Below are 19,653 nucleotides of genomic sequence, written 5' to 3' on the forward strand. Positions count from 1 at the left end.
GGGATGGTGGGAGAGTTCGAGGGAGAACTGTCGCGGATGCGCGCGACAATGACCTTCACGGGCCGCGAGGCCGAGCGGCTTTCGACCAGCATCGGCGGCGGTGTCCGCCGGGCCTTTGACGGGCTGATCTTTGACGGCGACCGCCTTTCCGACGCGATGCGATCCGTGGGCGAGGCAATTACCCGCGCCGTTTACAAGACCGCGACGAAGCCGGTGGAGGGTGCGCTCGGCTCCCTCATCTCTGACGGGATGGGGGCGTTGATGGGCGGGGTGATGCCGTTTGCCAAGGGCGGGGCCTTCGCGCAGGGCCGGGTGATGCCTTTCGCCAAGGGTGGGGTCGTGTCCTCTCCAGTGATGTTTCCGATGCGGGGGGCGACCGGCCTGATGGGCGAGGCGGGGCCGGAGGCGATCATGCCGCTGACGCGCGGCGCCGACGGCCGGCTGGGCGTGCAGGCGCAGGGCGGGCGCACCGTCAACATCACCATGAATGTGACCACGCCCGACGTTGCGGGCTTTCAGCGCAGCCAGGGGCAGATCGCGGCGCAGGTCGGCCGGGCGCTGTCGCGGGGGCAAAGGAACAGATAATGGCATTTCACGAGATACGCTTTCCCGCCAACCTGTCCTTCGGATCGGTGGGCGGGCCGGAGCGGCGCACCGACATCGTCACCCTTGCCAATGGGTTCGAGGAACGGAACACCCCCTGGGCCCATGCGCGGCGGCATTACGATGCGGGCGTGGGGCTGCGGTCGCTGGATGACGTGGCGACGTTGATCGCCTTCTTCGAGGCGCGTCAGGGCCAGCTTCACGGGTTCCGCTGGAAGGATTGGGCGGATCACAAATCGTGCCTGCCTTCGGGCACCGTGGGGCCGGCGGATCAACTGATCGGACGTGGCGACGGGCAGCAGCGGGTGTTCCGGCTGGTGAAAACCTATGCCTCGGGGCGGCAAAGCTATGACCGGATCATCGCAAAGCCGGTCGAGGGGACGGTTCAGGTTTCACTTGGCGGCGACCCGCTGGTGGCGGGGGTGGCGTTCACGGTGAATGCGGCCACGGGCGTGCTGACCTTCGCCGCGCCCCCAGCCAAGGGGGCCGAGATCCGGGCGGGGTTCGAGTTCGATGTTCCCGTGCGCTTTGACACCGACCGCATCGCGACCTCCGTTTCCTCGTTCCAGGCGGGGGAGGTTCCGAACGTTCCCATTGTGGAGATCCGGGTATGACGCTTGCCGAACATCTGGCCGAAGGTGCCACCACGACCTGCCGCGCATGGGCGCTGACCCGCCGCGACGGCGTGACGCTGGGTTTCACCGACCATGACATGGACCTGACGTTCGACGGGATGACCTTTCGCGCCAGCAGCGCGATGACCGCGCGGGCCCTTCAGCAATCCACCGGCCTTTCGGTCGACAATACGGAGGCGCTGGGCGCGCTGACCGATGCGGGCGTGACGGAGGCCGACATTCTTGCCGGCCGTTTCGACGGGGCCGAGCTTCGCTGCTGGCTGGTGAACTGGTCCGATCCGTCGCAGCGCCGGTTGGAGTTTCGCGGTGCGCTGGGCGAGATCGCCCGCGCGGGTGGCGCGTTTCGCGCCGAGCTGCGCGGTTTGGCGGAGGCGCTGAACCAGCCGCAGGGCCGCGTGTTTCAGCGGGGCTGCGGTGCGGTGCTGGGTGATCGCGCTTGCCGGGTGGATCTTTCGCAGGCGGGCTATGCCACCGAGATTGCAGCCGAGGTGATCGAGGATCGGCGCATCTTCACCTTCGCGGATCTGGCCGTCTTTGATGATCGATGGTTCGAGCGGGGCCGCATCCGTGTCATGACCGGTGCGGCGGCGGGCGAGGTCGGCATCATCAAGAACGACCGGCTGACCGATGCGGGCCGCAAGGTGGAGCTTTGGCAGTCGCTTGGCCCCATCGCCTCTGGCGATCTGGTGCGGCTGGAGGCGGGATGCGACCGGCTGGCCGAAACCTGCCGGTTGAAGTTCCGCAACCTGATCAACTTTCAGGGCTTTCCGCATGTTCCGGGCGAGGATTGGCTGACCGCTTATCCCACATCCCGTGGCAGCAATGACGGGGGGAGCCTTTTCCGATGAATGCCATCGTGATCGAAGCGCGGCGCTGGATCGGCACCCCCTATGTGCATCAGGGCGATGTGCGGGGGGCGGGCACCGATTGCCTTGGCTTGATCCGCGGCGTGTGGCGCAGCATTGCCGGGGCCGAGCCGGAGCCGGTGCCGGCCTATACGATGGACTGGTCCGAACCCTCGGGAGACGATGTGCTGATGCGGGCCGCCCATCGCTGGCTGGTCCGCAGGCCCGATGGCCAGCCGGAAGCGGGTGACGTGCTGCTGTTCCGGATGCGGGCCGGCGGCGTGGCCAAGCATCTGGGCATCTTCAGCGGCGAGGGCCGTTTCATTCATGCCTATACGGGCCACGGCGTGACCGAAAGCCCCCTTTCTGCCCCTTGGGCGCGCCGGATCGCGGCGCGCTTTGCGTTTCCCGAAAGGACCTGACATTGGCAACCCTTCTGCTTGCATCGGCCGGCGCGGCCATCGGAGGAGCTTTCGGCGGGGCCGCACTTGGCCTGTCGGGGGCGGTGCTTGGCCGCGCCGTTGGCGCCACGCTGGGGCAGGTGCTCGATCAGCGCCTTCTTGGCGGCTCGGACGCGGTGGAGGTGGGGCGGCTTGACCGCTATCGCCTGATGGGCGCCAGCGAGGGCGCCGCCATTCCGCAGGTTTACGGGCGCAGCCGGGTCGGGGGGCAGGTCATCTGGGCCACGCGCTATCTTGAAACGAAGAGCACGTCCTCGGGCGGGGGGAAAGGCTCCAAGCCCAAGGTGACCCAATATTCCTATTCCGTCAGCCTTGCGGTCGCCCTGTGCGAGGGCGAGATCGCCAGCGTGGGCCGCATCTGGGCCGACGGGGCCGAGGTTTCGCCCGAGGATCTGAACATTCGTGTTTATACCGGCGGTCAGGACCAGCTTCCCGATCCCAAGATCGAGGCGGTGGAAGGGCAGGGCATGGCCCCGGCTTATCGTGGCATCGCCTATGTCGTGTTCGAGGATGTGCCGCTTGGCCCTTATGGCAACCGCATCCCGCAGTTCAGCTTCGAGGTGTTGCGCCCCTCAGAGGGGCTGACGCTTCAGAACGCGGTGCGGGCGGTCGCGATGATCCCCGGCACCGGGGAATATTCGCTGGCCACGACGCAGGTTCACCAGAATTACGGCCTTGGGGTGAACAAGGCGGTCAACGTGAACTCGCCTTCCGGCAAAACCGATCTCGAAACCTCGCTGGACCAGCTGGGGGCGGAACTGCCGCGGGCGGGGTCCGTGTCGTTGGTGGTGTCCTGGTTCGGCACCGATTTGCGTTGCGCCGATTGCACCATTCAGCCCCGGGTGGAACAGACCGAGGTTGACGGGCAAAATATGCCTTGGGAAGTTGCCGGCCTGACGCGCCGCGATGCGGGGCTGGTGCCGCTTCAGGCGGGGCGACCGGTTTATGGGGGCACGCCCTCGGATCGTTCGGTGATGGAGGCGATCCGCGCAACCCGCGCCTCGGGGCGGGAGGTGATGTTCTATCCCTTCATCCTGATGGAGCAGATGGACGGCAACATCCTGCCAGACCCGTGGTCGGGCGGCGAAGGACAGCCGGTGCTGCCGTGGCGTGGGCGGATCACGACCTCGCTGGCCCCGGGCAAGCAGGGCACGCCCGACCGCACGGCCGAAGCCGAGGCGGAGGTCGCGGAATTCTTCGGCGATGATGCGACCGAATGGCGGTATCGCCGTTTCATTCTGCACTATGCCCGCCTTTGCGCGCAGGCGGGGGGCGTCGATGCGTTCTGCATCGGTTCGGAAATGCGCGGGTTGACGCAGATCCGGGGTGCTGGCGACAGCTTCCCCGCCGTCGACGCGCTGCGCCGCCTTGCCAAAGAGGTTCGGGAAATCCTTCCCGATGCCAAGATCAGCTATGCCGCCGATTGGAGCGAGTATTTCGGTTATCACGCCGATGGGGACGTGTATTTTCATCTTGATCCGCTTTGGGCCGATCCGGCGATCGATTTCGTCGGCATCGACAACTACATGCCATTGTCCGACTGGCGCGGCGGCAAGGATCATGCCGATGCGGGCTGGGGGTCCATCTACAACCTTGATTATCTGAAGGCCAACGTCGCGGGCGGCGAGGGGTATGACTGGTACTATGACGGCCCGGAGGGGCTGGCTGCGCAGAACCGCAAGCCCATCACCGATGGCGCACATAACGAGCCGTGGGTGTTCCGCTACAAGGACATCCGCCACTGGTGGTCGCGCCCGCATCACGAAAGGCGGGGCGGTATGCGCCTTGCGCAGCCGACGGCGTGGGTGCCGAAGTCCAAGCCGATCCGGTTCACGGAATACGGCTGCGCGGCCATCGATCGCGGCACGAACGAGCCGAACAAGTTCCTTGACCCGAAATCTTCGGAATCCGTTCTGCCGCGTGGGTCCGATGGCCGGCGCGATGACCTGATCCAGATGCAGTATTTGCGCGCGATGGCAGATTACTGGGGCGATGCGGCGAACAACCCGCTGTCGCCCAGCTATGCAGGCCGGATGGTCGACATGACGCGCGCCCATGTCTGGGCGTGGGATGCGCGGCCGTTTCCCGTTTTTCCGAACCTGACGGAGCTTTGGTCGGACGGCGACAACTATCCCCGCGGCCATTGGCTGAACGGTCGGGCGACGGCGCAGCCGCTGGCGCAGGTGGTGGAGGAGATTTGCGCACGGTCGGGCGTGACGGCGGTGGATGTCTCGCAGCTTCACGGCATCCTGCGCGGATATGTCATCGACCGGACCAGCCATGCCCGTGCTGCGCTGCAGCCCCTGATGCTGGCCTATGGGTTTGAGGCGATGGAGCGGGACGGCATGCTTGTCTTCCGGATGCGGGACGGCGTTCCGCAGCTGGCGCTGGACGCGGACATGCTCGCGGTTTCGGCCGAGCTGAACGGGGTGATTGAAACATCGCGCACGCCCGATGCGGAAACCGACGGCCATATCCGCCTGTCGTTTACGGAGGCGGAAGGCGATTATACGGCCCGCCAGATCGAGGCGATCTTCCCGGATGAGCGTACGACCTCGGTTGCGCAGTCGGAACTGCCGATGGTGCTGACCGCCGCCGAAGGGCGCGGCATTGCCGAACGTTGGCTGGCAGAGGCGCGGGTGGCGCGGGACAGTGCCCGCTTCGCGCTGCCGCCTTCGGTCCAGTTGGGGGTGGGGGATGTCGTCACGCTGAACGGTTTGCACTGGCGGATCGACCGGCTGGATCGGGGCGAGGTGCAACTGGCAGAGGCGGTGCGGGTGGAGGCCTCTGTTTACACGCGTTCCGATGCGGTGGAGGAGCGGGCGGTGCCGCGGCCCTTCGTGGCGCCGGTGCCGACCTTCCCGCTGCTGCTGGATCTGCCGCTGCTGACAGGGCAGGAGGTGGAACACGCGCCGCATCTGGCGGTCACGGCAACGCCGTGGCCCGGCCAACTCGCCTTGTGGAGCGCACCGGAAGACGCGGGCTATACCCTCAATACGTTGGTGGAAAGTGCGGCTGTGATCGGCGTGACGGAAACGCCCTTGCTTCCCGCCAAGTCGGGCCAGTGGGATCGCGGTGCTGCGCTGCGTGTGAAGGTTCACGGCGGTGCGCTTTCCTCGGCCTCTGCGATGCAGGTGCTGAATGGGGCGAATGCGATGGCCATCGGCGACGGTCAGGTGTGGGAGGTGTTCCAGTTCGCGGATGCCACGCTGGTATCCAAAGGCGTCTATGATCTGCGAATGCGCCTGCGTGGCCAGGCCGGAACCGACGCGATCATACCGGCGGAAGGGTGGCCCGCCGGCAGTTATGTCGTGCGGCTGGATGAAAGCGTGCAGCAGATCAGCCTTGCCGCGAATGCCCGCAACCTTGCGCGGCATTACCGGATCGCACCTGCCGCGCGGGGCTATGACGACGCGACAGCGGTGCATCAGGTGCATGCCTTCGCAGGGGTCGGGCTGCGGCCGCTGTCGCCGTGCCATCTGCGTGCGGCCGGCGGGCCGGATGTGGCGCTGACATGGATACGCCGCACGCGGATCGATGGCGACAGCTGGGAGTCCTATGAGGTGCCGCTGGGCGAGGCGCGGGAAAGCTACATGATCCGCGTGGTTGCCGATGATCGCGTCCGCCGCGAAGTGATCGTGGATGCCCCCCGCTGGACCTATACCGCCGCAATGCGGAAGGCGGATGGCGTGGAGGGCGGGTGCACCATTTCGGTGGCCCAGATATCGGACCGGTTCGGGCCCGGTCCGTTCGCAAGCATCACGGTTTGACCGTATCAACAGGCGGCTTGAGGGTGATCTCCTTGGCCGCCTCCAGCTTGCGGATTTCCTCGATCACGGCGGCCATGGCAATCTCGGTGTCCTTGGCCGCGGGGGTGGCGCGGTCGCCCATCTCGTCGCGCAGGGTCTGGGCCATGCGCTGGGGCAGGTTGGCCAGCAGGAAGTCCACCCCTTCGCCGCCCGCATAAAGGGCGGTCAGAAGCGTATCCGGCTGGACGGCGCGAACGATGCGCGGCACGTCGGTGGGGGTGACGCGATCGGGGATATGGGCGAAGGTGAAAATGGCCCTGCGCACCTCGGCCGAGAAGACCTTGTCCTCTTCCTCCAGCCCGGCCAGAACATCCTCGCGCGTCTGGCTTGCCGAAACGTTCAGGATCGCACCGACCCGTTCACCGGGGGCGGCGTTGAAGGCGCGGGGCGGTTCCGCCTCCAGCTGGTGGCAGATGGTCTGGCCGATCCGGCGCACCGTTGCTGGATCGACATTCGTGGTCTGCGATACCGCATAGGCCACGCGCCGCGCCCGTTCCCCCGGCAGCTTGCCCAGAAGTTCGGCCGACCGCGCGACGGGCAGCTTGGAGATGATGACGGCGGCGACTTCCACCGCCTCCTCCTCCAGCACGGGAAGGAGTTTTTCTGAAGGAAGGGCATCAAGCCGTTCCCACGGGCAGGCGGGGCCCGCACCCGCGCGGCGCAAGATGCTGGCCGCCTCCGAGGAGATATGGCCGTCCATCGCCTTCAGCGCGCCTTCCATCCCGCCCGGAAAGGCGAGGCCGACGCTTTCAAGTTCTTCCAGAAATTCTGCCACCACGGTGTTCATGGTGTCGCGATCCACAAGGCGAAGCTGGCCCATCTGTTGGGTCAGATCCGCCTGCATGTCTTCCGGCAGGGCGGTGACGGGAACGGAACTGCCTTCCGAAAGCAGCAGACGGACGATCACGGCGGCTTTCTGCCGCTTCGTCAATGGTCGGGGCAGCACGCGAACCGCACGCTGCGCCGGCTGTATTTGTGCCAAGGCCTGAGCCATGTTGCCCCCTTCAACCGTTTGGGGGCAACATCCCAGTTGCGGGTTAATGGGCGGTTAGCCGAAGACCCGCTTGAAGATCGTGTCGACATGCTTGGTGTGATAGCCAAGGTCGAATTTTTCCTCGATCTGTTCGGGGCTCAGCGCAGCCGTAACCTCGGGATCGGCCAGAAGCTCCGTCTTGAAATCGGCGCCCTGTTCCCAGACCTTCATCGCGTTGCGCTGCACAAGGCGATAGCTGTCCTCGCGCGATACGCCAGCCTGCGTGAGGGCCAGCAGGACGCGCTGGCTCATCACAAGACCGCGGAACTTGTTCATGTTGGCCAGCATCGCTTCGGGATAGACGACCAGCTTTTCGATCACGCCGGCCAGGCGGTGCAGGGCGAAATCCAGCGTGATGGTCGCGTCCGGACCGATGGCGCGTTCCACGGAGGAATGGCTGATGTCGCGTTCATGCCACAGGGCCACGTTTTCCATCGCGGGAATAACGGCCATGCGGACCAGACGCGCCAGGCCCGTCAGGTTTTCCGTCAGCACCGGGTTGCGCTTGTGCGGCATCGCCGAGGATCCCTTCTGGCCGGGGGAGAAGAACTCCTCGGCTTCCAGAACCTCGGTCCGTTGCATGTGCCGGATTTCGATCGCGATGTTTTCCATGCTGGACGCGATGACGCCCAGCGTGGCAAAGAACATGGCGTGACGGTCGCGCGGGATGACCTGGGTGGAGATCGGCTCCGGCTTCAGGCCCAGCTTTTCGCAGACATGTTCTTCCACGCGCGGATCGATATTGGCAAATGTCCCAACCGCGCCAGAGATCGCGCCAGTGCGGATTTCCTCGCGTGCGGCTTCCAGCCGTGCCTTGCCTCGGGCCATTTCGGCATAGAAGCGGGCAAAGGTCAGGCCCATCGTCGTAGGTTCGGCGTGGATGCCGTGGCTGCGGCCGATGCGGACAGTGTCCTTGTGTTCGTGGGCGCGAGCCTTGAGCGCGGCCAGAACGCGGTCCATGCCAGCCAGAAGCAGATCGGAGGCGCGGACCAGCTGGATGTTCAGCGTCGTGTCCAGCACGTCGGAGGAGGTCATGCCCTGATGGACAAAACGCGCATCTTCCGCGCCGACATGTTCGGCAAGATGCGTCAGGAAGGCGATGACGTCATGCTTGGTGACGGCCTCGATCTCGTCGATGCGGGCGACGTCGAACTGCACATCCTTGGCGCGCCAGACGGCATCGGCATTGGCACGCGGGATCACGCCCAGATCGGCCTGCGCGTCGCAGGCATAGGCCTCGATCTCGTACCAGATGCGGAATTTCGTTTCGGGCGACCAGATGGCGACCATGTCGGGGCGGGAATAGCGAGGGATCATCGCGCGGGCCTTTTCCTGTCCGGGGTTGCGGTTCCCTTACTTCGCATGGCCCTGCATGGCAACGGGGATGCGCGGCTCATACCCCCGGTGCGGGGGCATTCGCCGCGCACCGCTGCCGCGGATGGGCTGCCGGCGCTTGCGCGTGCATGGCCGGATCACCCCCGCGGCCAAGGCGCGATCGCCCGGCAGAGGCAATGCTTGCGGTGGGCGCAGGGACGTGTATAAGGGCGCTTCCTTTCCGCTTTTCACGGATAACCGGCGCAGCCTCTCGTGGACGGGTCGCGGAAAAGGAACAGCCCGTCCTATGAAATGCGCCATGAACAGGAGTGCACATGCCGCTTTACGAGCATGTCTTCATCTCGCGTCAGGACCTGTCCAACGCGCAGGCCGAAGGCCTTGTCGAACACTTCTCCACGGTTCTGGCTGACAACGGCGGCAAAGTCGTCGAAAGCGAGTACTGGGGCGTCAAGACGATGGCCTACAAGATCAACAAGAACCGCAAGGGCCACTACGCCCTCCTGCGTTCGGACGCGCCCTCGGCCGCCGTGCAGGAGATGGAGCGTCTGATGCGCCTGCATGACGACGTGATGCGCGTGCTGACGATCAAGGTCGACAAGCACGAAGAAGGCCCGTCCGTGCAGATGCAAAAGCGTGACGAGCGTGAAGGCCGCGGCGATCGTCCCGATCGCGGTGACCGCGGCGGCTTCCGTCGTTGATCTGAAAAGGACCTGACACAATGGCAAACAAACCGTTTTTCCGTCGTCGCAAGGTTGATCCGTTCGGGGGCGACAACGCACCCGCGATCGACTACAAGGACACGCGCACCCTGCAACGCTACATCTCCGAGCGTGGCAAGATCGTTCCTTCGCGTATCACCGCCGTTTCGGCAAAGAACCAGCGCAAGCTGGCAGCTGCGATCAAGCGTGCGCGCTTCCTCGCCCTGCTGCCCTATGCCGTGAAGTGAGGATCGACTGATGCAAGTTATCCTTCTGCAACGCGTGGCCAAGCTGGGCCAGATGGGCGATGTCGTTTCCGTAAAGGACGGCTATGCCCGCAACTTCCTGCTGCCGCAGGGCAAGGCGCTGCGCGCCAACGACATGAACATCAAGTCGTTCGAAGCCCGCAAGGCACAGCTGGAAACCGAGAACCTCGAGACCCGCAAGGAAGCCGAGGCTGTTGGCGAAAAGCTGGACGGTCAGCAGTTCATCGTGATCCGTTCCGCTTCGGATTCGGGTGCGCTTTACGGCTCGGTCACGACGCGTGACGTCGCTGATGCGGCAACCGCAAACGGCTTCACCGTTGATCGCGGTCAGGTTGTTCTGGACCGTCCGATCAAGGATCTGGGTCTGCACCCGGTTACGGTCGTGCTGCACCCGGAAGTTTCGGTGAAAGTGTCGATCAACGTCGCACGTTCGAACGAAGAAGCCGAACTTCAGGCTTCGGGCAAGTCGATCCAGGAACTGGCAGCCGAGGAAGAGGCTGCGGCCGAATTCGAAATCTCGGAGCTGTTCGACGATATCGGCGGCGCCCAGGACGACGAAGACGACGATCGCTGATCCCGCGAAAGATCATGAACAGGAAAGGCCGCGCCAGAAGGTGCGGCCTTTTTCATTGGCGGGAACGCCACCGGCAACTTTGCGTTCATATCCCGATTGTGATGAAACAGGTGCCGGATGACGCGGAAATCAGTGACATCGTGGGCCATGCTTGGCGGGATGGTCCTTCTGGCTTCAATCCTGCGCCCGAACACCCCGAGGAGAGAGGAACGCCCCATGGCCGAACCCGACCAGACAACCTCGGAAGATCAGCGTTTCGCTGAACGACCGCTGCCGGAAAAGAAGCCGCCCATCGGACGCGGCGCGGAAAAGCCGCTGCAGATCCCGGGTCGCGGCTGGTGGGAAATCTGCAAGCGGGTCGTAACCGCCGTGCTTGAGGATCGGGTTCTGGCCGTTGCCGCGGGGATGACCTTCTTTCTGCTGCTGGCTTTCGTTCCCTCAGTCACGGCCTTCGTCTCCATCTATGGCCTGTTTGCCGACCCGGCATCGGTGACCGATCATCTGGCATTGCTGGATCAGGTTCTGCCGGCCGAGGCGATGTCGGTCGTTTCCGACCAGGTCGTGCGCATATCCTCCACCGATACGACGACGATGACCTTCGCCTCCATCTTCTCGCTTCTGGTGGCGATGTGGTCGGCGAATGGCGGCGTGAAGGCAATGATCGAGGCGTTGAACGTCGCCTATACCGAGCGTGAGAAGCGGTCTTTCCTCATGCTTAACGTCATTTCGTTCCTGATGATGCTGACGGGCGTGGCGCTGATCCTCGTGATGATCGCCGTGGTCGCCGTGCTTCCTGCGGTGTTGTCCTTCCTCTCGATGGACGTGGGATCGGGCGCGGCGGCGGCGCTGCTGATCCGTTGGCCTGCAATCTTCATTCTGATGATGATCACGCTGGCGGGGCTTTACCGCTTCGGCCCCAGCCGGCAGTCGGCCCAATGGCGCTGGATCAGTCCCGGTGCCATCTTCGCGTCGGTCACGCTGGTCATATTCTCGTTCGCCTTTTCGATCTATGCGTCCAACTTCGCGAACTTCAACGAAACCTACGGATCGCTTGGCGCCCTGATGGGCCTGATGTTGTGGTTGTGGCTGTCTTCGGTGATCGTGCTGGTGGGGGCAGAGATCAATGCGGAAACCGAAAAGCAGACCAACCGCGACAGCACGACCGGAGAGCCGCGACCCATGGGGGATCGTGATGCCCATGCAGCCGATGTTGTCGCCTATTGATGCTGAACACCTATCTTGCGCTGATCGCAGCCGTCGCGTTCGAGGTTGCGGGAACCACCTTGCTGCACATGTCGCAGCAGTTCACCCGCTTCTGGCCAACGCTGAGCATGGCGCTGTGCTATCTGGCAGCGTTCTGGCTGCTTTCGATCACGTTGCGCGTTTTGCCCATCGGCCTCGCCTATGCCATCTGGAGCGGGACGGGCATTGTCCTCATCTCGGCCATTGGTGTCGTATTTCTGGGGCAGAGGCTTGATGCGCCCGCGATCATCGGCATCGCGCTGATCATCGCGGGCGTTCTGGTCGTGAACCTGTTTTCGAAGACAGCAGGTCATTGAAAAGGCGGCCCGAAGGCCGCCCGATCAGAAGTCCCAGTCGTCGTCTTCCGTCGCCACCGCCTTGCCGATGACATAGGAGGAGCCGGAGCCGGAGAAGAAGTCGTGGTTCTCGTCCGAGTTGGGCGAAAGGGCCGCCAGGATGGCAGGGTTCACATCCGTCACGCTGGACGGGAAAAGTGCCTCGTAGCCAAGGTTCATCAGCGCCTTGTTGGCGTTGTAGTGGAGGAACTTCTTCACATCCTCGGACAGGCCGACACCGTCATACAGCTCTTCGGTATAGGCTTCCTCGATCTCGTAGAGATCGAACATCATGGAGAAGGCGAAGTCCTTGATCTCGGCCCGTTCGGCCTCGGTGACCCGCTCCAGCGCGCGCTGGAACTTGTAGCCGATGTAATAGCCGTGCACCGCCTCGTCGCGGATGATCAGGCGGATCAGGTCGGCCGTGTTGGTCAGCTTGGCGCGGCTGGACCAGTGCATCGGCAGATAGAAGCCCGAATAGAACATGAAGCTTTCAAGGAACACGCTGGCCACCTTGCGGCGCAGAGGGTCGGTCGCCTTGTAATGATCCAGCACCACGCGCGCCTTCTTCTGAAGGTGCGGGTTCTCCTCGGACCAGCGGAAGGCCTCGTCGATGGCTTGCGTGCTGCACAGGGTCGAGAAGATGGAGGAGTAGGACCGCGCGTGAACCGATTCCATGAACGCGATGTTGGTCAGCACCGCTTCTTCATGCGGCGTGACGGCATCGGGCATCATCGCGACCGCGCCGACCGAAGCCTGCACCGTGTCCAGCATCGTCAGGCCGGTGAAGACACGGATCGTCAGCTGCTGTTCGTAATCGGTCAGCGTCGCCCAGGACGGGATGTCGTTCGACAGCGGCACCTTTTCCGGCAGCCAGAAGTTCGAGGTCAGGCGGTTCCACACCGTCAGGTCGGTTTCGTCCTGAATGCGGTTCCAGTTGACGGCACGGGTAGGGGTGCGGCGGACGGGGGATTGGGCGTTCATCTGGGGTATCTTTCGCATGTAGGCCAGCACGAAGGCTTACCTGAATCGCTTTGCGCCAGTCTATCCCTGCAGGGCGATCGGCGAAACCTTGAATATTGCCACCACATCACCTTATCCACAAGATATGGTGTTTGTAAGTCCAGCTACCGCAAGCGGATGATGTGCCGCCCCGCATTTACATGCGGGGCGGCGGAATGGTCACAGCGTGCAGCTGACGCAGCCCTGAACCTCGGTGCCTTCCAGCGCAAGCTGGCGAAGGCGGATGTAGTAGATCGTCTTGATGCCCTTCTTCCAGGCATAGATCTGGGCGCGGTTGATGTCGCGCGTCGTGGCGGTGTCTTTGAAGAACAGCGTCAGCGACAGGCCCTGATCCACATGCTCGGTCGCAGCGGCATAGGTGTCGATGATCTTCTCCGGCCCGATCTCGTATGCGTCCTGATAGTATTCAAGGTTGTCGTTATCCATGAAGGCGGCCGGGTAATAGACGCGGCCGATCTTGCCTTCCTTGCGGATCTCGATCTTGGACACGATCGGGTGGATCGAGGAGGTGGAGTTGTTGATGTAGCTGATCGAGCCGGTCGGCGGCACGGCCTGCAGGTTGCGGTTGTAAAGCCCGCCTTCCATCACCTTCACCTTCAACTCGGCCCAGTCGGCGCGGGTGGGCAGGGCGATGCCGAACTTTTCGAACAGCGCCGTCACCGTGTCGGTTTCGGGCAGCCAGTCCTGCTCGGTGTATTTGTCGAAGAAGGTGCCGTCGGCATATTTCGACTGTTCGAATCCCTTGAAGCTTTCGCCGCGTTCCACGGCCAGCAGGTTCGACGCGCGAATTGCATGGAAGGCGATCGCCGCGAAATAGGCGCGGGTGAAGTCGACACCTTCTTCCGACCCGTAATAGATCCGTTCGCGCGCAAGGAAGCCGTGCAGGTTCATCTGGCCAAGGCCGATGGCGTGCGATTCATCATTGCCCCGCCGGATCGAGGGGACCGAGTTGATCGCGGACATCACCGAAACCGCCGTCAGCGCACGCACCGCTGTTTCAACGGTTGCGCCCAGATCGCCGCCGTCCATCGTCTTTGCGATGTTCAACGAGCCGAGGTTGCACGAGATGTCGGTGCCAAGGTGCTTGTAGGACAGGTCGTCATTGAATTCCGACGCCTCGTTCACCTGCAGGATTTCCGAGCAGAGATTCGACATGGTGATGCGGCCCGCAACGGGGTTCGCACGGTTCACCGTGTCCTCGAACATGATGTAGGGATAACCCGATTCGAACTGGATCTCGGCGATGATCTGGAAGAAGTCGCGTGCCTTGATCTTCTTTTTCTTGATGCGCGGGTTGTCCACCATCTCGCGGTATTTCTCGGTGACCGAGATTTCCGAGAAGGGAACGCCATACACCTTCTGCACGTCATGCGGCGAGAAGAGGTACATATCCTCGTTCTTCTTCGCCAGCTCGAACGTGATGTCGGGGATCACGACGCCAAGGCTCAGCGTCTTGATGCGGATCTTCTCGTCCGCATTCTCGCGCTTGGTATCAAGGAACTTCAGGATGTCGGGGTGGTGGCAGTTCAGGTACACCGCGCCCGCGCCCTGACGTGCGCCCAGCTGGTTGGCATAGGAGAACGAATCCTCCAGGAGCTTCATCACCGGAATGACGCCCGAGGACTGGTTCTCGATCCCCTTGATGGGGGCGCCCGCTTCGCGCAGGTTGGTCAGCATCAGGGCCACGCCGCCGCCGCGCTTGGACAGCTGCAGGGCAGAGTTGATGGACCGCCCGATGGATTCCATGTTGTCTTCGATGCGCAGCAGGAAGCAGGAGATCAGCTCTCCGCGCTGTTTCTTGCCGGCATTCAGGAAGGTGGGGGTGGCGGGCTGGAAGCGGCCATCCATGACCTCTTCCATCAGGCGCATGGCCAGCGTTTCGTCACCCTGCGCCAGCGTCAGCGCCAGCATGCAGACGCGATCCTCATAGCGTTCGAGGTAGCGTTTGCCGTCCTTCGTCTTCAGCGTATAGCTGGTGTAATACTTGAACGCGCCAAGGAAGGTGGGGAAGCGGAACTTGCGCGCATAGGCCGCATCCCAGATCCCGCGGATGAACGGGCGGGAATACTGGTCCAGCACTTCCGTTTCGTAATACCCCTCGCGTACCAGATAGCCGAGCTTTTCTTCCAGCGAGTGGAAGAAGACGGTGTTCTGGTTCACGTGCTGCAGGAAATACTGCTTGGCCGCCATGCGGTCGGCATCGAAACGGATCCTGCCTTCACCATCGTAAAGGTTCAGCATCGCGTTCAGCGCGTGATAATCCAGGCCTGCGGGCTCTACGGGGCGATCGAGCGTTGCCGTGTCCAAAACGTATCCAATCCTTGCTTGACGCGGGCCAGATCATCATCGGTGCCGGCCAGTTCGAACGTGTACAGAAGGGGGACATTGCATTTCGCGGCGATGATCTTGCCCGCCAAGGCGAAATGTTCCCCGAAATTCAGGTTACCCGAGGCGATGACGCCGCGGATCAGGGCCCGGTTCGCCGGGTCGTTCAGAAAACGGATAACGGGCTTGGCAACCGCGCCGCGTCCCTCTCCGTCGGAATAACTGGGGGTGAGCAGCACGTAAGGCTCGCTCACCCTGATCTCGCCGGCGATGCGGGTGGCCGGAAGGCCCAGCCGCTCCACGAAACGCCGCGTATTGCCCGAGCCGGAGGAATAATAAACCAGCCCGGCCACGTTTCAGGCCAGCGCGCCGATCTTGTCGGGACGGAAGCCCGCCCAGTGATCGCTGCCCGCCACCACGACCGGCGCCTGGCGATAGCCCATGCCCGTCACCAGTTCCATCGCTGCCGCATCCTGCGTCAGGTCGATGATGGTGTAATCGACGCCCTGCTTGTCCAGCGCGCGCTTGGTGGCGTCGCATTGCACACAGGCGGGTTTGGAATAAAGCGTTACGGTCATCATCTTCGTCCGGTTGAAGGGGCGAGCAGCCCCGACAGACTCTGCCGGGGCCGTAGCCCGAGGTCATTAAATCTTTCCCTGGCCCCACGGACACCACAGGATGTGGTATGCTGCCCGGGGGTCGGAAGGTGCAGGGCCAGTAAAAAAAGGCCTCCGAAGCTTCCGCCGCATCAACCCCTAGGGGTTAGTCAGCGCCTTCATGCAAGATATAGACCTAGTGAAGCTGAGTCTCAACGCCGAATAAGCCCGATGCGCGATTTTCCGGTGGGTTGTTTGTGGATAACTTTAACGGCCCCCGCAAACTCCTTTCCCGGTTGAAAATTACTCGGTATAAATATATGAACAGATGTTCACATATACAGAGACCGACCATGCACGACCACCATCATGATCATGATCATGATCACCATCACGCGCCCGCGGTTGGTGACCGGAATGAACGGGTGGTGCTGCTGGCCTGCCTGATGACCGCCGGCTTCATGCTGGCAGAGGTGGCGGGCGGCATCCTGTCCGGCTCGCTTGCCCTGATTGCCGATGCCGGGCACATGCTGACGGATGCCGCTGCGCTGGCGCTGGCATGGGCGGCGTTCCGTTTCGGGCGGCGGCCGGGCGGCCCGCTGCGCAGCTTCGGCGAAAGACGGTTCGAGGTGCTGGCCGGTTTCATAAACGCCCTTGTGCTGATCCTGCTGGTCGCATGGATCGCGTATGAAGCGGTCTTGCGCCTGATCACGCCGGGCACGGTGCTGGCGGGGCCGATGTTGGTCGTGGCCGTGCTGGGCCTGATTGTGAACGGTGCGGTGTTCTGGCTGCTGCACCGTGGCGATACCGATCACGTGAATATTCGCGGGGCGATGCTGCATGTGGCGGGCGACATGCTAGGTTCGGTCGCGGCCATCCTTGCGGCGGCAATCATCTGGCTGACAGGCTGGACGGCGGCTGACCCGATCCTGTCACTGCTGCTTTCGGCGCTGATCCTGCGGGCAGCATGGTCGCTGCTGAAAACCTCGTTGAACATCCTGATGGAGGGCGCGCCCCAAGGGGCCGAACCGCAGGCGGTGCGCGATCATCTGCGCAAGATCGATGGGGTGGCGGATGTGCACCACGTCCATGTCTGGCAGATCACCTCGGGGCAGGTGGCGGCAACGCTGCACCTTCGCCCGACGGGCGATGCGCGCGCGGCAGTTGCGCGGGTGAAAGAGGCCTTGCGCGATGAATTCCGGATCGGCCATTCCACCGTGGAAATCGACTGGTCCGGCCATGATCACGGCTGCACGATCCGCGGGGATGCCCATGTCCATTGATGTTGCCGTCAGCGCGGGCATGTTCCGCCTGCTGGGCGATCCGACGCGGCTGCGCATCCTGCTGGCCTGCCTTGATCGCCCCCGCCCCGTGGGCGAGATCGCCGAGGAGGTGGGGGTGTCCCCCTCGCTTGTCAGTCACCATCTGCGGCTGTTGAAGGGCGCGCGGCTGGTGCGCGCCACGCGCGAGGCGCGGCACGTCTTCTATGTCGCAGCGGATGAACATGTGCGCCACATGCTGCACGACGTGATCGAACACGCCGCCGAGGACGACCTTCCCAACACGCCCGACGCGTGATAGCAGGGCTGCGGAACCGGGCCATGGGGGCCCACTGACTGCAAGAGAGACCAAGATGGCCATCGAACGCACCCTGTCGATCATCAAGCCCGATGCAACCCGCCGCAACCTGACCGGCAAGATCAACGCCAAGTTCGAAGAAGCTGGCCTGCGCATCATTGCGCAGAAGCGCATCCACCTGTCGACCGCGCAAGCCGGCAAATTCTATGAAGTGCACAAGGACCGTCCCTTCTATGGCGAACTGGTCGAATTCATGGCGTCCGAGCCGGTGGTCGTGCAGGTTCTGGAAGGTGAAGGCGCAATCGCCAAGAACCGCGAAGTGATGGGCGCAACGAACCCCGCCAACGCCGATGCCGGCACGATCCGCAAGGAATTCGCGCTGTCCGTGGGCGAAAACTCGGTTCACGGTTCGGATGCGCCGGAAACGGCCGCGGAGGAGATCGCGTTCTTCTTCTCCGGTCTTGAGCTGGTCGGCTAAGCCGCGACAGGGGCCGCACAGCGACTGTGCAGTGCGGCCCCGAACCTTCGCTGTCGCAGGGGGCAGCGCGGGCCTAGGATTTCCGGGACAGGAGAACCGACATGACCCAATCCCTCCGCATCGGCCGCGTCACGCTGACCGTGAACGACCTGCCGAACCAGACCGCCTTTTATCGTGATGCAATCGGCCTGAACGTGCTGTCGCAGGACGGAACGGAAACGGTGCTTGGCGCAGGCCGCCCGCTGCTGGTCCTGCGTGCCGACAAGGCCGCCCGCCGCCCTGCGCCGCACGAGGCGGGGCTGTTCCACACCGCATTCCTTCTGCCAGGCCGCGCCGCGCTTGCAAGCTGGCTGTTGCACGCGGCCCGCCTTCGCCTGCCTTTGGGTTCCGCCGACCATGACGTGAGCGAGGCGCTGTATCTGCGCGACCCCGAGGGCAACGGGATCGAGATTTACGCCGACCGGCCTGCAGACCGCTGGATCTGGGCCGATGGCATCGTGAAGATGCGCACGCACCGCCTTGATCTGGATGAACTGGCGCGGGTTGGCGGGCGCTGGACGGGCATACCGGATGGAACGATGGTGGGCCATGTGCATCTTCAGGTCGGCGCCTTGCCCGAGGCCGAAGCCTTCTGGACCGGCCTTGATGCGGCGGTTACCCACCGCTATTCCGGCGCAACGTTCTTTGGCTGGAACGGCTATCACCACCATCTCGCGGCGAACACGTGGAACAGCGCCTGCGCTGCCCCACGCGCCTTTCCCGTGACGGGGCTGGCCGAGGTGGAACTGCTTGGCGCCCCCGCCCGAACTCTGCACGATCCATGGGGCACCTCCGTCCGCTTCGCCCCCTGACGGTGTGCAGAGGCATGCCGAAGTATACTTGCCGCATGGCTTGAAACCTCGCGTTTCCGTGTGCTTACTCCGCCAGCACAGAAGAACCACGGAAGGGGGACCGACATTTGAAGATCGGAGCCGCAAGAGAGATCTTCGCTGGCGAGGCGCGGGTGGCCATGACCCCCGAAAGCGCGCAGCAGATCCGGAAGCTGGGGCATGAGTGCCTGATCGAAGCAGGGGCCGGCGCCAAGGCCGGCTTCACCGACGAAGCCTATGAACAGGCGGGCGTCACTGTCGTGGCCGATGCGGCAGCGCTTTACGCGCAGGCCGACGTGGTCGTGAAGGTGCGCGGTCCGGAAACGTCGGAGGTGGGGCTGCTGCGCAAGGGGCAGACGCTGATCAGCTTCTTCTGGCCCGCCCAGAACGCCGACCTGCTGGACAAGGTGAAAGAGCAGGGTGCCACCGTTGTCGCGATGGACATGGTGCCCCGCATCAGCCGCGCGCAGAAGATGGACGCGCTGTCATCAATGGCCAACATCGCCGGGTATCGCGCGGTGATCGAGGCTGGCAACAACTTCGGCCGCTTCTTTACCGGACAGGTGACGGCAGCGGGCAAGGTTCCGCCGGCAAAGGTACTGGTTGTGGGCGCAGGTGTTGCGGGTTTGGCCGCCATCGGCACCTCCACCAGCCTTGGCGCGATCACGCTGGCCTTCGACGTTCGCCCCGAGGTGTCCGAGCAGATCGAATCGATGGGGGCGGAGTTTGTCTTCCTTGATTTCGAGGAGCAGCAGGTCGATGGCGCGGCAACGGGCGGTTATGCCGCACCCTCGTCGCCCGAGTTCCGCGAAGCCCAGCTGAAGAAGTTCCGCGAACTTGCGCCCGAGGTGGACATCGTCATCACCACGGCCCTCATCCCCGGCCGTCCGGCACCCAAGCTGTGGACCGAGGATATGGTCGCGGCGATGAAGCCGGGTTCGGTCATCA

Annotated in this window: 21 protein-coding genes; 15 read left to right on the forward strand and 6 right to left on the reverse strand. The window is 63.7% G+C overall.

Annotated features, from left to right (window positions below; all coding sequences use genetic code 11):
• The first annotated feature begins 3 nt into the window (after positions 1–3).
• From JX25_RS04125 to JX25_RS04145, 5 genes are read left to right on the forward strand one after another with little or no spacing between them, the layout of a single operon-like run.
• A complete protein-coding gene (locus tag JX25_RS04125) occupies positions 4–585 on the forward strand; it encodes a phage tail tape measure protein (RefSeq protein WP_241557929.1) in 582 nt (193 codons plus the stop codon).
• Positions 585–1,217, forward strand: coding sequence for a DUF2460 domain-containing protein (locus tag JX25_RS04130; protein ID WP_128253817.1), 633 nt, complete (start codon positions 585–587; stop codon positions 1,215–1,217). The genes JX25_RS04125 and JX25_RS04130 overlap by 1 nt, the downstream gene beginning before the upstream one ends.
• Positions 1,214–2,086, forward strand: coding sequence for a DUF2163 domain-containing protein (locus JX25_RS04135; RefSeq protein ID WP_128253818.1), 873 nt, complete (start codon positions 1,214–1,216; stop codon positions 2,084–2,086). The genes JX25_RS04130 and JX25_RS04135 overlap by 4 nt, the downstream gene beginning before the upstream one ends.
• On the forward strand, positions 2,083–2,505 hold the full coding sequence (locus tag JX25_RS04140; protein WP_128253819.1) for an NlpC/P60 family protein: 423 nt from the start codon (positions 2,083–2,085) through the stop codon (positions 2,503–2,505). Before JX25_RS04135 ends, JX25_RS04140 begins: the two co-directional genes overlap by 4 nt.
• A 2-nt stretch (positions 2,506–2,507) precedes the next feature.
• Positions 2,508–6,314, forward strand: a complete 3,807-nt coding sequence (locus tag JX25_RS04145) for a baseplate multidomain protein megatron (protein ID WP_128253820.1) — start codon at positions 2,508–2,510, stop codon at positions 6,312–6,314.
• Here the strand turns inward: JX25_RS04145 and JX25_RS04150 are convergent.
• A complete protein-coding gene (locus tag JX25_RS04150) occupies positions 6,304–7,347 on the reverse strand; it encodes a FliG C-terminal domain-containing protein (protein WP_128253821.1) in 1,044 nt (347 codons plus the stop codon). The two genes, JX25_RS04145 and JX25_RS04150, sit on opposite strands and share 11 nt — an antisense overlap.
• A 54-nt stretch (positions 7,348–7,401) precedes the next feature.
• Positions 7,402–8,703: an adenylosuccinate lyase gene (gene purB / locus JX25_RS04155; protein WP_128253822.1), complete on the reverse strand. Its 1,302-nt coding sequence runs from the start codon at positions 8,701–8,703 to the stop codon at positions 7,402–7,404.
• Between the two features lie 332 nt (positions 8,704–9,035).
• Between purB and rpsF the strand changes: the two genes are divergently transcribed.
• From rpsF to JX25_RS04180, 5 genes are all read left to right on the forward strand, one after another.
• Positions 9,036–9,419 (forward strand): 30S ribosomal protein S6, encoded by a 384-nt coding sequence (gene rpsF / locus JX25_RS04160; RefSeq protein WP_128253823.1) that lies wholly within the window; start codon positions 9,036–9,038, stop codon positions 9,417–9,419.
• Positions 9,420–9,439: 20 nt separating this feature from the next.
• A complete protein-coding gene (gene rpsR, locus JX25_RS04165; RefSeq protein WP_128253824.1) occupies positions 9,440–9,667 on the forward strand; it encodes a 30S ribosomal protein S18 in 228 nt (75 codons plus the stop codon).
• Positions 9,668–9,677: 10 nt separating this feature from the next.
• Entirely contained in the window at positions 9,678–10,259 is a 582-nt protein-coding gene (rplI, locus tag JX25_RS04170; RefSeq protein ID WP_128253825.1) for a 50S ribosomal protein L9, read from the forward strand.
• Between the two features lie 216 nt (positions 10,260–10,475).
• Positions 10,476–11,483: a YihY/virulence factor BrkB family protein gene (locus JX25_RS04175; protein ID WP_128253826.1), complete on the forward strand. Its 1,008-nt coding sequence runs from the start codon at positions 10,476–10,478 to the stop codon at positions 11,481–11,483.
• Positions 11,483–11,818, forward strand: coding sequence for an SMR family transporter (locus tag JX25_RS04180; RefSeq protein WP_128253827.1), 336 nt, complete (start codon positions 11,483–11,485; stop codon positions 11,816–11,818). The genes JX25_RS04175 and JX25_RS04180 overlap by 1 nt, the downstream gene beginning before the upstream one ends.
• Positions 11,819–11,842: 24 nt before the next feature.
• Here JX25_RS04180 and nrdF read toward each other — a convergent pair whose 3' ends face one another.
• The 4 genes from nrdF to nrdH all read right to left on the reverse strand — a co-directional run bounded on the left by nrdF (position 11,843) and on the right by nrdH (position 15,762).
• Positions 11,843–12,820: a class 1b ribonucleoside-diphosphate reductase subunit beta gene (gene nrdF / locus JX25_RS04185; protein ID WP_128253828.1), complete on the reverse strand. Its 978-nt coding sequence runs from the start codon at positions 12,818–12,820 to the stop codon at positions 11,843–11,845.
• Between the two features lie 198 nt (positions 12,821–13,018).
• Complete coding sequence (nrdE, locus tag JX25_RS04190; RefSeq protein ID WP_241557930.1) at positions 13,019–15,100, reverse strand: class 1b ribonucleoside-diphosphate reductase subunit alpha; 2,082 nt, start codon at positions 15,098–15,100, stop codon at positions 13,019–13,021.
• A gap of 35 nt (positions 15,101–15,135) precedes the next feature.
• Positions 15,136–15,537, reverse strand: a complete 402-nt coding sequence (nrdI, locus tag JX25_RS04195) for a class Ib ribonucleoside-diphosphate reductase assembly flavoprotein NrdI (protein ID WP_128253830.1) — start codon at positions 15,535–15,537, stop codon at positions 15,136–15,138.
• 3 nt (positions 15,538–15,540) lie between these two features.
• Positions 15,541–15,762 (reverse strand): glutaredoxin-like protein NrdH, encoded by a 222-nt coding sequence (gene nrdH, locus JX25_RS04200; RefSeq protein WP_128253831.1) that lies wholly within the window; start codon positions 15,760–15,762, stop codon positions 15,541–15,543.
• A 371-nt stretch (positions 15,763–16,133) separates the two neighbouring features.
• Here nrdH and JX25_RS04205 point away from each other — a divergent pair, with 371 nt between their 5' ends.
• The 5 genes from JX25_RS04205 to JX25_RS04225 all read left to right on the forward strand — a co-directional run.
• Entirely contained in the window at positions 16,134–17,063 is a 930-nt protein-coding gene (locus tag JX25_RS04205) for a cation diffusion facilitator family transporter (protein WP_128253832.1), read from the forward strand.
• The gene (locus JX25_RS04210; protein WP_241557847.1) at positions 17,053–17,358 is read left to right on the forward strand and encodes an ArsR/SmtB family transcription factor; all 306 of its coding nucleotides are present in this window, start codon (positions 17,053–17,055) and stop codon (positions 17,356–17,358) included. Before JX25_RS04205 ends, JX25_RS04210 begins: the two co-directional genes overlap by 11 nt.
• A 55-nt stretch (positions 17,359–17,413) precedes the next feature.
• Positions 17,414–17,836 (forward strand): nucleoside-diphosphate kinase, encoded by a 423-nt coding sequence (gene ndk / locus JX25_RS04215; RefSeq protein WP_128253834.1) that lies wholly within the window; start codon positions 17,414–17,416, stop codon positions 17,834–17,836.
• A gap of 101 nt (positions 17,837–17,937) precedes the next feature.
• Positions 17,938–18,687 carry a VOC family protein gene (locus tag JX25_RS04220; protein ID WP_128253835.1) on the forward strand — a complete coding sequence of 250 codons (750 nt, stop codon included), beginning with the start codon at positions 17,938–17,940 and terminating at the stop codon, positions 18,685–18,687.
• A 158-nt stretch (positions 18,688–18,845) separates the two neighbouring features.
• Positions 18,846–19,653, forward strand: an 808-nt coding sequence (locus JX25_RS04225) for a Re/Si-specific NAD(P)(+) transhydrogenase subunit alpha (RefSeq protein WP_421780785.1), incomplete at its 3' end; no start/stop codon positions are given.

It is taken from the genome of Falsirhodobacter deserti (genome assembly GCF_004015795.1).
Lineage (GTDB): Bacteria > Pseudomonadota > Alphaproteobacteria > Rhodobacterales > Rhodobacteraceae > Falsirhodobacter > Falsirhodobacter deserti.

What these genes read in the sequence shown, in the direction of transcription:
- JX25_RS04150 (WP_128253821.1), bottom strand. Translation starts at nt 7,347, where the DNA reads ATGGCTCAGGCCTTGGCACAAATACAGCCGGCGCAGCGTGCGGTTCGC.
- JX25_RS04205 (WP_128253832.1), top strand. Translation starts at nt 16,134, where the DNA reads ATGCACGACCACCATCATGATCATGATCATGATCACCATCACGCGCCC.
- JX25_RS04220 (WP_128253835.1), top strand. Translation starts at nt 17,938, where the DNA reads ATGACCCAATCCCTCCGCATCGGCCGCGTCACGCTGACCGTGAACGAC.
- ndk (WP_128253834.1), top strand. Translation starts at nt 17,414, where the DNA reads ATGGCCATCGAACGCACCCTGTCGATCATCAAGCCCGATGCAACCCGC.
- JX25_RS04175 (WP_128253826.1), top strand. Translation starts at nt 10,476, where the DNA reads ATGGCCGAACCCGACCAGACAACCTCGGAAGATCAGCGTTTCGCTGAA.
- nrdE (WP_241557930.1), bottom strand. Translation starts at nt 15,100, where the DNA reads ATGCTGAACCTTTACGATGGTGAAGGCAGGATCCGTTTCGATGCCGAC.
- JX25_RS04140 (WP_128253819.1), top strand. Translation starts at nt 2,083, where the DNA reads ATGAATGCCATCGTGATCGAAGCGCGGCGCTGGATCGGCACCCCCTAT.
- rplI (WP_128253825.1), top strand. Translation starts at nt 9,678, where the DNA reads ATGCAAGTTATCCTTCTGCAACGCGTGGCCAAGCTGGGCCAGATGGGC.
- JX25_RS04180 (WP_128253827.1), top strand. Translation starts at nt 11,483, where the DNA reads ATGCTGAACACCTATCTTGCGCTGATCGCAGCCGTCGCGTTCGAGGTT.
- rpsR (WP_128253824.1), top strand. Translation starts at nt 9,440, where the DNA reads ATGGCAAACAAACCGTTTTTCCGTCGTCGCAAGGTTGATCCGTTCGGG.
- JX25_RS04125 (WP_241557929.1), top strand. Translation starts at nt 4, where the DNA reads ATGGTGGGAGAGTTCGAGGGAGAACTGTCGCGGATGCGCGCGACAATG.
- nrdF (WP_128253828.1), bottom strand. Translation starts at nt 12,820, where the DNA reads ATGAACGCCCAATCCCCCGTCCGCCGCACCCCTACCCGTGCCGTCAAC.
- JX25_RS04135 (WP_128253818.1), top strand. Translation starts at nt 1,214, where the DNA reads ATGACGCTTGCCGAACATCTGGCCGAAGGTGCCACCACGACCTGCCGC.
- nrdH (WP_128253831.1), bottom strand. Translation starts at nt 15,762, where the DNA reads ATGACCGTAACGCTTTATTCCAAACCCGCCTGTGTGCAATGCGACGCC.
- rpsF (WP_128253823.1), top strand. Translation starts at nt 9,036, where the DNA reads ATGCCGCTTTACGAGCATGTCTTCATCTCGCGTCAGGACCTGTCCAAC.
- purB (WP_128253822.1), bottom strand. Translation starts at nt 8,703, where the DNA reads ATGATCCCTCGCTATTCCCGCCCCGACATGGTCGCCATCTGGTCGCCC.
- JX25_RS04210 (WP_241557847.1), top strand. Translation starts at nt 17,053, where the DNA reads ATGTCCATTGATGTTGCCGTCAGCGCGGGCATGTTCCGCCTGCTGGGC.
- JX25_RS04130 (WP_128253817.1), top strand. Translation starts at nt 585, where the DNA reads ATGGCATTTCACGAGATACGCTTTCCCGCCAACCTGTCCTTCGGATCG.